The sequence below is a fragment of the Methylobacterium sp. Leaf104 genome, from assembly GCF_001422885.1.
Lineage (GTDB): Bacteria > Pseudomonadota > Alphaproteobacteria > Rhizobiales > Beijerinckiaceae > Methylobacterium.
Window position 1 is genome coordinate 15,979 of record NZ_LMMZ01000037.1, and the last position, 14,441, is coordinate 30,419.

Consider the following 14,441-nt stretch of genomic DNA (forward strand, 5'->3'; position numbering starts at 1 on the left):
GCGCCGTCCGGGCGAGGCTTGACCGGTTCGTGGCTCTTGATCGATTTTTGAGCATCGGGCCGTCCGTTCGATCGGTGGACTCGGGTCCGCGGCATCGAGGTGGACGGCGGCGAGAACGGCGTTCGGGCTTGGCCCGATCCGTGCCAAGGTGGGGCGAGCCGCACGGGAAACGGACGCGAAGAGGATGGGTGCCTTGTTGAAGTCCACGGTCAAAGCGTTCGTCTCGGCCACGGCCCTCGCCGGGCTGATCGGCCTCTCCGGCACGGTGGCGGCCGACGCGGCGAACGTCTTCCGGTTTGCCTTCCAGGGCGACATCAAGTCCCTCGATCCCTACTCTTTAAAGGAGAGCTTCACAATCGGCATGCACGGCGCGGTGTTCGACTCGCTCATCACCCGCGACAAGAACCTGAAGCTCGCGCCGATGCTGGCGGAATCCTGGGAGAATCCGGAGCCGACGCGCTGGCGCTTCCATCTCCGCAAGGGCGTGAAGTTCCACGACGGCTCGGACTTCACCGCCGACGACGTGATCTTCTCGGCCAACCGCGTGCGCGCGCCGGGCTCGAACTTCACCACCAACGTCCCGTCGGATGCCGAATGGGTGAAGGTTGACGACCACACCGTCGACATGAAGCTCAAGAGCCCCAATCCCATCGCCCTGTACCAGTTCTCGACCTGGTACATCATGTCGAAGTCCTGGGCCGAGAAGAACGGCGCCGTCGCCCCGACCCTGCCGAGCGCGACCTCCACCAGCTACGCCGCCCTGCACGAGAACGGCACCGGGCCGTTCGTCGTCACCGAGCACCAACCCGGCGTGCGCACGGTGTTCAAGAAGAACCCCAATTACTGGGGAAAGGTCGAATCCAACCTCGACGAGGCGGTCTTCACCACGATCCAGAACGACGCCACCCGCGTCGCCGCCCTGATCTCCGGCGAGGTCGACTGGATCGACCCCGTGCCCCTGCAGGACGCCCAGCGCGTCAACGGGAGCGGCACCGCCACGGTGATGGCCGGCCCGGAGCTGCGCACCATCTTCCTCGGCATGGACCAGTCCCGCGACGAGCTGAAGGACTCGAACGTCAAGGGCAAGAACCCGTTCAAGGACGTCCGCGTGCGCGAGGCCTTCTACCGGGCCATCGACGAGGAGACGATCGCCAAGCGCGTCATGCGCGGGCAGGCCGTGCCCTCCGCCCTGCTGATCGCGCCGGTGCTGTTCCCCCGCGCCTCCGAGTTCAAGCGCCCCGAATACGATCCGAAGCGCGCCAAGGCGCTCCTCACCGAGGCCGGCTACCCGGACGGCTTCTCGCTGGGCATGGACTGCCCGAACGACCGCTACGTCAACGACGAGGCGATCTGCCAGGCGGTGGTCTCGATGCTGGCCCGGGTCGGCGTGAAGGTGAACCTCAACGCCCAGCCCAAGGCCAAGTACTTCGCCAAGGTGCTGGCGCCGTCCTACGACACCTCCTTCTACCTCGTCGGCTGGACCCCCTCCTCCCAGGATTCGCACAACATCCTGTTCGAGATCGCCGGCTGCCGGAACGGGTCCAAGCCCGGCCGCGGCAACTGGAACCTCGGCAATTACTGCAACCCGAAGGTCGACGCGCTGGCCGATTCCGTCGAGGCCGAGAGCGACCAGACCAAGCGCAACGCCGAGATCAAGGAGGGCTTCGACACCATCCAGGCCGATTGGGGCTTCATCCCGCTCCACCAGCAGGCCCTGGCCTGGGGCGTGTCGAAGAAGGTCACCCTGGTCCAGCGGCCGGACAACATGCTGATGCTGTACTGGGTCTCGAAGCAGCCGTGACACCCATGGCCTGTCGGTTTCAGGACGAAGCACCGACCCCTGCCCCCGCAGGGCGGGGAAAGGGCGATCACAGCCGCTGGTCTGTCCGCCGAGAGGGCTCCTGGAGCACCCCGTCGTCCCGGGACCGCGTCGCGGAGCCCGGGCTCCGGAAACGAAGGTGGTGCAGGACTCTACACCGTCCGCGGATCTGGATGGCACGCCGCTGGCGCGCCTCTGCGGGTCCGGGCTCGCCTGCGGCGCTCCGGAATGACGGCGCGCCACCTTCTACGATCGCTCGGCGTGCCGATCTCGGCGCTGTGCACGATCGGATCGCCCATCCATGATCGCCTTCGTCCTGCAGCGCCTGCTCCAGTCCATCGCGGTGCTGTTCGCGGTCGGGCTGATCGCCTTCTCGATGTTCCGCTTCGCCGGCGATCCGGTGAACCAGATCGTGGGCGTCGACACGCCCTATGCCGAGCGCGTCGCGATCCGGAAGGATCTCGGCCTCGACGATCCCGTGGCCGTCCAGTTCCTGCGCTATGCCGGCAACGTGGTCCGGGGCGAGTTCGGCACCTCCTACCAGTTCCGCCAGCCGGTCTCCGCGCTGCTGGCCGAGCGCATGCCCGCCACCCTCGAACTCGCGCTCTGCGCCACGCTGTTCGCGCTCACCGTCGGCATCCTGATGGGTGTCTACTGCGCCCTGAGGCGGGACACCTGGCTCGCCAAGATCTTCCTCGCCATCTCCCTCGTCGGCATCAGTCTGCCGACCTTCCTGATCGGCATCCTGCTGATCTTCCTGTTCTCGGTGACGCTGGGCTGGCTGCCCTCCTTCGGGCGGGGCGACACCGTGCGGCTGGGCTGGTGGACCACCGGCTTCCTCACCGGCTCCGGCCTGCGTGCGCTGATCCTGCCCTCCGTCACCCTCGGGCTGTTCCAGATGACCCTGATCATGCGCCTGGTGCGCGCCGAGATGCTGGAGGTGCTGCGAACCGACTACATCCGCTTCGCCCGGGCCCGGGGCCTGACCACCCGCTCGATCCATCTCGGCCACGCCCTGAAGAACACGCTGGTGCCGGTCATCACCATCGCGGGCCTCCAGCTCGGCTCGGTCATCGCCTTCTCGATCATCACCGAGACGGTGTTCCAGTGGCCGGGCATGGGCCTGCTCTTCGTCCAGGCCGTGCAGAACGTCGATATCCCGATCATGGCGGCCTACCTGCTGCTAGTCGCCGCCATCTTCGTCGTCATCAACCTCGTGGTGGACGTGCTCTACACCATCGTCGATCCGCGCCTGCGCCTCTCCACGGGGCGGGCCTGATGAGCGCTTCCCTGCCGGACGCTCCCCGCGCTTCGCAGACGCCGGCCGGGCGCTCGACGCTGGCCCGCTTCCTCGATTCCGACGTCTATGCCAGCTTCCGGCGCTCCAAGCTGGCCATGGGGGCCTTCGCGGTGACGCTGGTCTTCGTCGTCCTCGCGGTGGCGGCCCCCTGGATCTCGCCCCAGAATCCCTACGACCCGGCCCAGCTCGAGCTGATGAACTCGAACCTGCCCCCGCTCTGGTACGCCGACGGCGTCGCCCCCTTCACCCTCGGCACCGACGACCAGGGCCGCGACGTGCTCTCGGCGGTGTTCTACGGCCTCCGGCTGTCCCTGGTGGTCGGCCTCCTCGGCGTGCTGGTCTCGGGAACGCTCGGCATCCTGCTCGGCCTGGTGGCGGGCTATTTCGGCGGCTTCGTCGATACGCTGATCATGCGCGTCGCCGACGTGCAGCTCACCTTCCCGGCGATCCTCATCGCCCTGGTGGTGGACGGCGTCGCCAAGGCGGCGCTGGGGAGCCAGATGGACACGAACGCCGCCATCGGGCTCATCGTGCTCTCGATCGGACTGTCGTTCTGGGTGCAGTACGCCCGCACCGTCCGCTCCTCCGTGCTGGTGGAGAAGAACAAGGACTACGTGCAGGCCGGTCGGCTCATCGGGCTGTCCTCGCCGGTGATCATGGTCCGGCACGTCCTGCCCAACGTCCTCGGGCCGGTCTTCGTCATCGCCACCATCAACCTGGCGCTCGCGATCATCACCGAGGCGACGCTCTCCTTCCTGGGCACCGGCCTGCCGGACTCGATGCCGTCCCTCGGCACCCTGATCCGCACGGGCAACCGCTTCCTGTTCTCCGGCGAGTGGTGGATCGTCGCCTTCCCGGGCCTGGCGCTCGCCGGACTCGTCCTGGCGATCAACCTGCTCGGGGACTGGCTGCGCGACGCCCTCAACCCGAAACTCCAGTGATCACGCCGGCATGACAGAGCCCGTCCTCTCGGTCCGCAACCTGCGCGTCGCCTTCGCCGGCCGGCGCGGCACCCTCACGGCCATCGACGACGTCTCCTTCGACATCGCCCGGGGCGAGATCCTCGGCGTCGTCGGCGAATCCGGCGCGGGCAAGTCGGTGACCGGCTCGGCCGTCATCGGCCTCATCGACCCGCCCGGCGCCATCGTCGGCGGGCAGATCCTCCTCCGGGGCGAGCGCATCGACACCCTGTCGCCGGAGGCCATGCGGCGCATCCGGGGCCGGCGCATCGGAATGATCTTCCAGGACCCGCTCACGAGCCTCAACCCGCTCTATCGCGTCGGGCGCCAGATCGTGGAGACCATCCGGACCCATACCGACCTGTCCGAGAGGGCGGCGCGCCGGCGGGCCATCGACCTCCTGGCCGAGGTCGGCATTCCGGCGCCCGAACGGCGGATCGACGGCTATCCGCACGAATTCTCCGGCGGCATGCGCCAGCGCGTGGTGATCGCCCTGGCGCTGGCCGCCGAGCCCGAACTGATCATCGCGGACGAGCCGACGACGGCGCTGGACGTCTCGGTCCAGGCCCAGATCATCGCGCTCCTGAAGCGCCTCGGCACCGAGCGCGGCACCGCCGTGATGCTGGTCACTCATGACATGGGGGTGATCGCGGAGGCCGCCGACCGGGTGGCGGTGATGTATTCCGGCCGGATCGCCGAGATCGGCCCCGTGCGGGACGTGGTGCAGAACCCGCTCCACCCCTATGCCAAGGGCCTGATGGGGGCGATCCCGACGCTGGCCCAGGAGACCGACCGGCTGGCCCAGATCCCCGGCGCGATGCCCCGGCTCTCGAGCATTCCGAAGGGCTGCGCCTTCCATCCGCGCTGCCCCTCCACCTTCACCCGCTGCGTGGTGGAGCGGCCCGACCCGATCCCGGTGGGAGCACACCGGGTCGCCTGCCACCTCTACGATCGGTCCGAGGCCTCCGCCGCATGAATGCGCCCGTGATGCCGCCGCCCGCCCCGAGCGCCCGGACGGAGGCTCCCTACGTGGCGATCGACGGCCTGCGCCGCACCTTCGACGTGTCGCGTCCCTGGCTCGCCCGGATGATCGAGCGCCAGCCGCGGCAGATCCTGCGGGCGGTCGACGGCGTCAGCTTCGAGATCCGCCGCGGCGAGACCTTCGCGCTCGTCGGCGAATCCGGTTCGGGCAAGTCGACGGTCGCCCGCATGGTGGTGGGTCTGCTGCCCCCGAGCGCCGGGGACGTGCGCATCACCGGGATCTCCATGACCGACCCGCGGGAGGCCGCGGCCCGCCGCCGACTGCGCCGGCGCATCCAGATGATCTTCCAGGACCCCTACGCGTCGATGAACCCGCGCTGGCGGGTCCGGCGGATCATCGCCGAGCCGATCCGGGCCTTCAACCTGCTCCGGGGCGAGGCCGCCATCGGCGCCCGCGTCGGCGAACTCCTCGGCCTCGTGGGCCTGCATCCCGACGACGGGGTGAAGTATCCGCACGAATTCTCCGGCGGGCAGCGCCAGCGCATCGCCATCGCCCGGGCGCTGGCCTCGGAGGCGGAGTTCCTGGTGGGCGACGAGCCGACCTCGGCCCTCGACGTCTCGGTCCAGGCCCAGATCCTCAACCTGATGCGCGACCTGCAGGACCGCCTCGGGCTGACCTACCTCTTCATCAGCCACAACCTCGCCGTCGTGCGCCACATGGCGAACCGGATCGGGGTGATGTATCTGGGGCGCGTGGTCGAGATCGCAGACGGACGGGAACTCTTCCGTGCTCCGAAACATCCCTACACGCGCATGCTGCTCGATGCGGTTCCGGATATCGGGCTCACCGGGCGCAGGCGCATCCCCGTCTCGGGCGAGATCCCGAACCCCATCGATCCCCCCTCGGGCTGCGCCTTCAATCCGCGTTGCCCCTTCGCGAACGAGCGCTGTCGCAGCGAGGTCCCGGCCCTGGTCGAGGGTGTGGCCTGCCACGCCTTCCAGGAGCGGCGACTGCCGGGCTGAGGGCCGGGGCCGCCCCGAACGCCGGTGCCGGCCCGGGCGCCGGCGGCCTGCAGGCGCGCGTTCCAGAGCAAGAGCATGAGCACAGACCCATCCATCGCCCCAGCCGAACCGGCGCTCGGCGAGGCTTCGACCGACGACATCCTCAGCCTCGGTGCCGTCGACCTCTCGGCCGCGATCCACGCCCGGCGCGTCTCCTGCGTCGCGGTCATGACCGCCTATCTCGACCAGATCGAGCGGCTGAACCCGACGGTCAACGCCATCGTGGCCCTGCGCGACCGGGGCGAGCTCCTGGCCGCTGCCGAGGAACGCGACGGACAGGCGGCGCGCGGCGAGTTCCTCGGACCGCTGCATGGATTTCCCCACGCGGTGAAGGACATCGATGCGGTCAAGGGGCTGCCCTTCACGCAAGGGTCGCCGATCTTCCGCGATCGCATCGCGGCGGCCGATTCGATCATGGTCAAGCGCCTGCGCAAGGCCGGCGCGATCTTCACGGGCCGGACCAACATGCCGGAATTCGGCCTCGGCTCGCAGACCTTCAATCCGGTCTACGGCGCCACCCGGAACGCCTACGATCCGACCAAGACCTCCGGGGGCTCCAGCGGCGGCGCGGCGGTGGCGGTGGCCCTCCACATGCAGCCCGTCGCCGACGGCAGCGACCATGCCGGCTCCCTGCGCAATCCGCCCGCCTTCAACAACCTCTTCGGCCTGCGCACCGGCTACGGCCGCATCCCGATCGAGACCAAGGACGCCTTCACCCCCGGCTTGGGCGTGGCGGGCGGGATCGGGCGTTCGCCGGCGGATATCGGCCTGCTGCTCTCGGTCCAGGCGGGCTACGACGGGCGGGTGCCCTACTCGAACACGCAGGACCCCGCCATCTTCGCCGGGAGCCTCGAGCGCGACTTCACCGGCACCCGGATCGCGTGGTTCGATGATCTCGGCGGCTACCTGCCCTTCGAGCCGGGCGTGCTCGATCTCGATCGCGGCGCCCTCCCGGCCTTCGAGGCGCTGGGGGCCAAGGTCGAGTGGGACCGTCCGCGCTTCGACATGGGCAAGGTCTGGCGCGACTGGCTCACCCTTCGCGCCTGGATGACCGCCTCGAACCTGCGGCCCCTCTACGACGAGCCAGCCTATCGGGCGCTGCTCAAGCCGGAGGCGGTCTGGGAGGTGGAGCGCGGTCTTTCCCTCTCCGCCGACCAGGTCGCCGCCGCGCAGGAGGGCCGCACCGCCTGGTACGAGGCCGTGCGCCGGTTCCAGGAACGCTACGACTTCCTCCTGATGCCCTCGACCCAGGTCTTCCCCTTCGACGTCGAGGAGCATTGGCCGAAGAGCGTCGGTGGCCGGGCGATGGACACCTATCACCGCTGGATGGAGGCGACGATCCCCGTCACCATGAGCGGTCTGCCCGCGCTCAACGTCCCGGCGGGGTTCGACCCGGCCGGGCGCCCCTCCGGCATCCAGATCGTCGGACCCAACAACGGCGAGCGCGCCTGCCTCCAGCTCGGTGCCGCCTACGATGCCGTGACCCGCTGGGTGGACCGGCGCAAGCCCGCGCTCCTGAACCCGTCCTGACCCGCTTCCGAGACCCACGATGACCGACACGCCCGCGCCGCATCACGGCCGCTACGCCTACAGCGCCCTGCCCGACCGGCCGGTCTACGACTGGCCCGGAGGCAAGCGCCTCGCGGTCTATCTCGGGCTCAACCTCGAGGGCTTCGATTTCGGCCGCGGCCTCGGCGCCGAGCTCGCGCCGGGCGGCCCGCAGCCGGACGTGCTCAACTACGCCTGGCGCGACTGGGGCAACCGGGTCGGAGCCTGGCGGATCCGGGACACCCTCGACGCCCTGAGGATGCCCGCGAGCGTGCTGGTCAACAGCCGCCTCTACGCCGATTGCCCCGGCCTCATCGAGGCCTTCCGGGCGCGCGGCGACGAGATCGTCGGGCACGGCCGCACCAACACCGAGCGCCAGGGCGACCGGGACGAGGCCGAGGAGCGGGCCCTCATCGCCGAGGCCACCGCGATCCTGACCGCCCAGGAGGGTCGGCCGCCGAAGGGCTGGCTCGGACCGTGGATCTCGCAGAGCCACCGGACGCCCGACCTCCTCGCCGAGGCGGGCTACCGCTACCTCCTCGACTGGTGCCACGACGACCAGCCGACCTGGTTCGCCACCCGCGACGGCGGCCGCATCCTGGCGGTGCCCTATCCGCAGGAGCTGAACGACATCCCCGCCATCGTGGCCCGCAAGGAGACCGGTCAGCAATTCGCCGACGCCATCGTCGCGGCCTTCGACGAGATGCTGGAGCAGTCGCGCACCGCCCCCCTGGTGATGGGCATCGCCCTCCACCCCTACATCGTCGGCCAGCCCCACCGCCTGCGCCCCCTGCGCCGGGCGCTCGCCCATGTCGCGACCCGCCGCGACGAGATCTGGCTCACCACCGCCGGCGCCATCGCCGATTTCGCGGTGGAGAGCGGCACCGCCCGTTAGCGGGTCGGCGTCGACCGACCGTTCAGACACCGATCAGACTGGCCCGGATAGACAGGCCCCTCGCGTCCCCGTCGCCCCCCCCGAGTCCACCGATGCATGCCGATGCCTTCCTCGCCGCCGCCGAACGCCTGCCGGTCGCGGATCTCGATGCCCTGACGGCCGGCAAGGGCCTCGTCGTCGTCGCGCCCCATCCCGATGACGAGAGCCTCGGCTGCGGCGGCGTCATGGCCGAGGCCCGCGCCCGCGGTCGCGAGGTCCGCGTCGTCATCGTCAGCGACGGCTGCGGCTCGCACACGCACTCGGCGCTCTATCCGCCGGCAAAACTGCGTGACCTGCGCGAAACGGAGACGGTATACGCCGTTGGTATACTGGGCGTTCCGGCGGACGCCGTGACCTTCCTGCGCCTGCCCGATGCCGGCGTCCCGAGCACCGGCCCGATCGCCGAAGGGGCCGCCGCCCGGATCGCCGCGATCGCCCGCGAGGCCGATGCCGGTGCCGTCTGCGTGACCTGGGGTCACGATCCCCACTGCGACCACCAGGCCACCGCCGCCATCGTCCGACTCGCCCAGGCCCAACTCGGCCCGATCCGCACCTTCGCCTACCCGGTCTGGGGCTGGACCCTGCCCGAGGGCACCGAGGTCGGCGCCGGTCCGACCGGCCTGCGCCTCGATGTCGGCGCCCACCGCGCGGCGAAGACCGCCGCGATCGGCGCCCACCGCTCCCAGACCACCGACCTCATCTCCGACGATCCGTCGGGCTTTCGCCTGGAGCCGGCGATGGTCGCCCGCTTCACCGGCCCCTACGAGATCTTCGTCGCCATGGACGCGTCCGCTCCGTGATCGCCGACACCACCCTCATCACCCTGAACAAGGGCCGCGATGCACATCTCGCCCGCCTCCTCGAAGGTGTCGCGCGCGGTCCCCATCCGGAGGCCTGCGTGATCGTCGAGATGGGGGCCGAGCCCGCACCCCTGCCGGATTACGGCTTCCCGATCCGCCGCGTCGTGCTCGACAGCCCCGGGTTGCCTCTCGGGCGAGCTCGCAATGCCGGACGGCACGCCGCTGCGACCGAGCGCCTGATCTTCCTCGACGTGGACTGCATCCCCTCGGCCGATCTGGTGCCGCGCCTGAGCGCCGATCTGGCGGAAGCCGACGGACTGATCTGCTGCGAGATCCGCTACCTCCCGGCCGGCGCGGTCGCCGATGGCTGGACGGAAGGCGGGCTGCGCGCGGCCGGGCACCCCCATCCCGTCCGCCGCTTTCCCAAGGACGGGCTCGCCCGCTCGGACAATCCCGGACTGTTCTGGTCCCTCGCCTTCGGCGTCCGCGCGACGACCTTCGACCGCCTCGGCGGCTTCGACGAAGGGTTCGACGGCTATGGCGCGGAAGACACCGATCTCGCCTTCCGGGCCGATGCCCTCAGCATCCCGGTGCTGTTCAGCGCCGGCGGCCAGGCTTTTCACCAGCACCACCCCGCCTGCGATCCGCCACTGCAACACTTCGCCGACATCGTCCGGAATGCGACCCGCTTTCAAGAGCGGCATGGGCTCTGGCCCATGGACGGCTGGCTCGACGCCTTCGCCGCGCGCGGGCTGATTAACGCGCAGTGGCGCGATGCGCTCGCGGTCCTGCGCCAGCCTCGCGCCGACGAGATCGCGGCAACCCAGGTACCCGCTGACCGGCCTTTTTGAAACCTGACCCGCTTAGCGACGCCGCGCTTCGGCCCGATCGGCCTCCTCGGCGATCAGGGCACTCGTCCGGGCGATCACGCCCGGCTTCGCCAGACCGCCGATCACGGCCGGGTCGAGCCGTAGGGCTGCCGCGATGATGCCCGGCCAGGCTCCGGGCTCGGGCCAGGATTCGTGATGGATCGCTGCGCCCATCGCCGCGAGCGCCCGGGACTTCTCGACCTGTTCGTCGAAGGCCCGCGGTTCTGGCAGGCACACGAAGCGCTTTCCCGCTGCGGCAACCGCCGAAACCACCCCATCCCCGCCGCCGCCAATCACCAACTCGGCTCGCGCGATATGGGGCGCAGGATCCGCGACCCAGCCGTGCACATGCAGATTGTCCGGTGCCACGATGCCGGAGGCGTCGACCGGGCCGAGGACGTGCCAGTGGCGGTCGGGCACAGAGATCGCAGCAGCGGCGAGATCGGACATTCGGCCTCCGGCTCCGCCGCGTCCATAGATGACGAGGATCGATCCATCCGTCTCCGGCGACGTGTCGGCCACCACGTCAGCCGTCAGGAGCCCGGCATAAGACGTCTTGGCGCGCACCCACGTGGGGGTTGCCGCCGAGTCGATTTCGGGCGGGAAGAAGGCGAGCAGGCGTTCGGCACTTCGGAACGCCTCGAGATGCGGAAGATCCGTGCGTGTCCCGGCCAAGCGGACGACCAGGGTCGGCACCGACATCAGCCGCGCAAAGAGTGCGATCTCCACCGAAACGTCGACGACAATCAGCGCCGGGTCCGCCTCGACGATCCAGGCGGCGAGCCGGCCCATCCGAGCGCGAACGTTGTCCGCTCCCAAGGGCGCGTAATGCAGACCCTGTGGGCGCTCCGCCGACCCGTCCTGACCATCGAAACCGGCGCCGACTCGATCATCGGGCAGGGCGAGGATCGATCCGGGCGCCGCGCGCGTATCGAGATCCGAGAGCGTTCCGATCAGCGTCATCGGACGGTTTAGGGCCCGCGCGATCAGGCAGGCTCGCTGCCAGTGACCGGCCCCCTGGTGATGGACGTAGTAGCCGACCGGACGCCGGCTCATGCGACCCGCGCGGCGGGTATGCCTTGGGCCTCGGCAACCATCGCATGGAGCCCCGCGAGGGCCTCGTCGAGAGGGACCGGAACCGCCTCTGGAATCCCCTCACCGACCTGTGCCTCGACCCGCTCGACCAGAGCGATCGCATTCGGGCACGTCTCGAGATCGATCGCGGCAAGATCAAATTCCGAGATGCCGAAATCCCGCAGGGACGCAGCGACGCCGGCCGGATCGGCAAAGCAACTCGCCAAGACCCGACGCCGCTCGATCAGCGCACGCCAATGGGTCGCCGAGGGAAGGGCATAGCTCTCGAGTCCCTTCACCACGCGGGCTCGGCGAAGCATCTCCGTCGCCATCCCACCCGTGACCCGGCCGGTGCCGCGGTCGGAGACCGCGATCGAGACGCGCGGGCAGTGCCGTACGCGCCCACCATGCCAGCGCACCCGCGCGACCAGGGCATTGTCCTCGCCGCAGGGCAGCACCGGAAGCCCTCCCACGCGGCGATAGAGGTCCACATGCAGGGCTAGGCTCGCGGCAACATGATCGCCGTGGCGCGGCGCCGGGTCGTGAGCCGGCGGATCGAAAACCTCTTCGAGGCGGCGCACCGCGACCCAGTACTGCTCGATCCGGGCATGAAGCGCGGCAAGGCGCGGGTCACCCGCCGGCTGTTCACCGTGGAGCACGAGGCGCCCACCGACGATTTCAGCATTTCGCAGTGCCCGGAGGTTCGCCGCTACCCAATCCGGCGGCGCGACCGCATCGGCGTCCGTGCTCAGGAGAACGCCGTCCGCGATCCCATCCTGCTCCAGCCATGCCACTCCCGCGTCGAGGGCACGACGCCGGGCCGTACCGACATGAGCATGGGGGGGTGCAATCTCCGCCTCGATGATCCGGAGCGCGAGGTTCTTAATCTGAGCATTCGACTCCATCGCCCGCAATCTCGCGACCGTCTCGTCGGTGCAGTTGTTGGCGAGCACGACGACGCGCAGTCGGGCGCCATCGTGGATCCCTTCCTGGCGGTCAAGAGACTGGAGCAGGCGCGGTAGCGCATCGGCCTCGTTGCGTGCGGGCACACAGACGACGGCGCGACCGAGGGAGAGATTGGTTTCAGGCATTGCTGACGCGGGCGGCGATCGCGGAGCTGGCGGCGCGCTGCAATTCGAGCGCATAGAGCGCCTCGTATTGATCGGTCATCGCCTCCGCGTTGAACAGGTGCTCGGCCCGGCGCCGGCAATCTGCGCGAGACAGACCGATGGCCTTCGCGACCGCGCGACCGAGATCGGCAACGTCGTCCGCCTCGGCCAGAACGCCGCAGGAGGCATCGAGGATATCGGGGATCGCCCCGCGCCGGAACGCGGCAACCGGCGTTCCGCAGGCTAGAAATTCCGCCAGCACGAGTCCGAACGGCTCCTCCCAGCGCGGCGTGCACAGGGCGACGTGTGCCTCACCGACTTGGCGGGCGAGAGCGTCGTGCCCGAGATGGCCGAGATAGGTGACGTCGGTACCGAGCCGCGGCGCGATCTCGCTGTCCCAATAGGCCGGATTCGAGCGGGGGCCCGCAAACTTGAGCGGTAGGCCGGCGGCCCGGGCTGCGTCGATGGCAAGGTGCGGTCCCTTCTCGGGAACGAGCCGGCCCATCCAGATCGCGTGCGGCTCACCCTTGGGGCTCGCTGCGTACGCGAAGGCCCCGAGGTCGATCCCGTTGCCGATCACCTGCGGATCGCCGATCAGATCGTGCCATTCCCGAGCGAGCGAGGGCGAGACGGCGGCGAAGGTCATATCCCGAGCGCGTGCCCGCACACCTCGTACGAACGGTTCGAAGGGTGGTGTGTGGAGGGCCGTCACCATCGGAACGGCAAGTTCACCGGCACGCAGCAGCGGCAGGAAGTGAAGGCTGTTGTTGTGGACGAAATCGTAGCCGCCGGCCGCAACCGAATCCATGATCCGGACGTAGGCCGCGTGTTCCGCGGCATCGATCCGGGCCTCGGAAACATCGTCGAAGGCGCATCCCGTGGGTGCGCAGACGGTCACGAGCCCGAAGTCGCCGCCGGACCCCTCCGAGGCATAGAGAGTCACGTCATGTCCGCGTGCCTGCAGCGCGGATGCGAGCAGATGCGTGTGCATCTCCAGGCCTCCCGAGTACGGCTGGGCAATCGGGAACTTCAGATGCGCGATGATGGCGATCTTCACAGGATGCAGGACACGAGATTCGAGGGATCGAGGCGTCGGATGGGAAACATCCAAGCCGTGGATTCCTGCATCGCGAGGATGCCGGCACGGGATACATGGCCATCATGAACCACAACGTAGCGTGAACAAACGCCAAGATTCGTATGTGGTGTACCAGACCATTTCACGGCGTTTTGACCGTGAGGTGGCGCGAAGGCGTGCGACAACGCTCTCGCACATGGCCAAAGCCCGCATCAGAGTTTTCCGTTTCTATTAAATTTCCACCGTGCTTAATTCTAAAAATATCAACCCATCGGATACTATAAAGACTCGGAAAATTCGCATTCTATGAGATAATATTCGTATAAAGGCATGTCTTTTCAAATCTATTGCAGACTATAACCTCCTCAAAATGCCTGATTACTGACAGGGGGGGCGTCAATCAAAAATTTTCGTCTATTATGATAAAGTATCGTTATTTCGTAGATAACCCATTACCCGAAGCCCATATATGGACCTGAAAGTATTGCTGTAACTGGATATGAAATCTTCGAAACGGCAATCAAAGGGACATCTTGTGCGTAATCACATCATCTAAAATCATCGCAAGGATTAATTATTGAACAATCGTTGCTCTTTGGCCGGTCATCAGCAAATTTTGGGGCGGCGAGACACACTACCGTAGGGGATTACAAATTCGCGCCAACGCATTATCTCGGAGGATGTCATTCCTGAACGCTTCGCCATAGGGATGGTCAATCTGAAAACTGCGTTTCTCGGGAAATGCATAATTCAGATCGAGTGTTCGACCATCACCCTCAGTCATCCTGACCCAGCCTGCTCTCCACGACTTCGAGCCCATGCTGGTGCGGTGGCAGAGCAGACAGGAGGGCACTCTATGTCCACCGGGCGCGGCCAGAGCGTCGATCTGAAACCGGATATTCCCGTCG

The 14,441-nt window shown here is 68.2% G+C and carries 12 protein-coding genes; 9 read left to right on the forward strand and 3 right to left on the reverse strand.

What is annotated here, in order from left to right:
• Window positions 1–184 precede the first annotated feature (184 nt).
• The 9 genes from ASF49_RS17180 (at window position 185) to ASF49_RS17220 (ending at window position 10,254) form a co-directional block, all read left to right on the forward strand.
• Entirely contained in the window at window positions 185–1,801 is a 1,617-nt protein-coding gene (locus ASF49_RS17180) for an ABC transporter substrate-binding protein (RefSeq protein WP_056475660.1), read from the forward strand.
• A 319-nt stretch (window positions 1,802–2,120) separates the two neighbouring features.
• The gene (locus ASF49_RS17185; protein ID WP_056475663.1) at window positions 2,121–3,098 is read left to right on the forward strand and encodes an ABC transporter permease; all 978 of its coding nucleotides are present in this window, start codon (window positions 2,121–2,123) and stop codon (window positions 3,096–3,098) included.
• The gene (locus tag ASF49_RS17190) at window positions 3,098–4,060 is read left to right on the forward strand and encodes an ABC transporter permease (protein ID WP_056475666.1); all 963 of its coding nucleotides are present in this window, start codon (window positions 3,098–3,100) and stop codon (window positions 4,058–4,060) included. The genes ASF49_RS17185 and ASF49_RS17190 overlap by 1 nt, the downstream gene beginning before the upstream one ends.
• Window positions 4,061–4,070: 10 nt before the next feature.
• Window positions 4,071–5,054: an ABC transporter ATP-binding protein gene (locus ASF49_RS17195; RefSeq protein WP_056475669.1), complete on the forward strand. Its 984-nt coding sequence runs from the start codon at window positions 4,071–4,073 to the stop codon at window positions 5,052–5,054.
• A gap of 11 nt (window positions 5,055–5,065) precedes the next feature.
• Window positions 5,066–6,082, forward strand: coding sequence for an ABC transporter ATP-binding protein (locus ASF49_RS17200; RefSeq protein WP_056476368.1), 1,017 nt, complete (start codon window positions 5,066–5,068; stop codon window positions 6,080–6,082).
• 75 nt (window positions 6,083–6,157) lie between these two features.
• Window positions 6,158–7,651: an amidase gene (locus ASF49_RS17205; RefSeq protein WP_056476371.1), complete on the forward strand. Its 1,494-nt coding sequence runs from the start codon at window positions 6,158–6,160 to the stop codon at window positions 7,649–7,651.
• A 19-nt stretch (window positions 7,652–7,670) separates the two neighbouring features.
• Window positions 7,671–8,564, forward strand: coding sequence for a polysaccharide deacetylase family protein (locus tag ASF49_RS17210; protein WP_056475671.1), 894 nt, complete (start codon window positions 7,671–7,673; stop codon window positions 8,562–8,564).
• 92 nt (window positions 8,565–8,656) lie between these two features.
• On the forward strand, window positions 8,657–9,403 hold the full coding sequence (locus tag ASF49_RS17215; RefSeq protein ID WP_056475675.1) for a PIG-L deacetylase family protein: 747 nt from the start codon (window positions 8,657–8,659) through the stop codon (window positions 9,401–9,403).
• Window positions 9,403–10,254: a glycosyltransferase family 2 protein gene (locus tag ASF49_RS17220; protein ID WP_056476374.1), complete on the forward strand. Its 852-nt coding sequence runs from the start codon at window positions 9,403–9,405 to the stop codon at window positions 10,252–10,254. The genes ASF49_RS17215 and ASF49_RS17220 overlap by 1 nt, the downstream gene beginning before the upstream one ends.
• Window positions 10,255–10,266: 12 nt before the next feature.
• Here ASF49_RS17220 and ASF49_RS17225 read toward each other — a convergent pair whose 3' ends face one another.
• From ASF49_RS17225 to ASF49_RS17235, 3 genes are read right to left on the reverse strand one after another with little or no spacing between them, the layout of a single operon-like run.
• Complete coding sequence (locus ASF49_RS17225; protein ID WP_056475678.1) at window positions 10,267–11,328, reverse strand: glycosyl transferase; 1,062 nt, start codon at window positions 11,326–11,328, stop codon at window positions 10,267–10,269.
• Window positions 11,325–12,437 (reverse strand): glycosyltransferase, encoded by a 1,113-nt coding sequence (locus ASF49_RS17230; protein ID WP_056475682.1) that lies wholly within the window; start codon window positions 12,435–12,437, stop codon window positions 11,325–11,327. The genes ASF49_RS17225 and ASF49_RS17230 overlap by 4 nt, the downstream gene beginning before the upstream one ends.
• Window positions 12,430–13,512 (reverse strand): glycosyltransferase family 4 protein, encoded by a 1,083-nt coding sequence (locus tag ASF49_RS17235; RefSeq protein ID WP_056475684.1) that lies wholly within the window; start codon window positions 13,510–13,512, stop codon window positions 12,430–12,432. The genes ASF49_RS17230 and ASF49_RS17235 overlap by 8 nt, the downstream gene beginning before the upstream one ends.
• Window positions 13,513–14,441 lie beyond the last annotated feature (929 nt).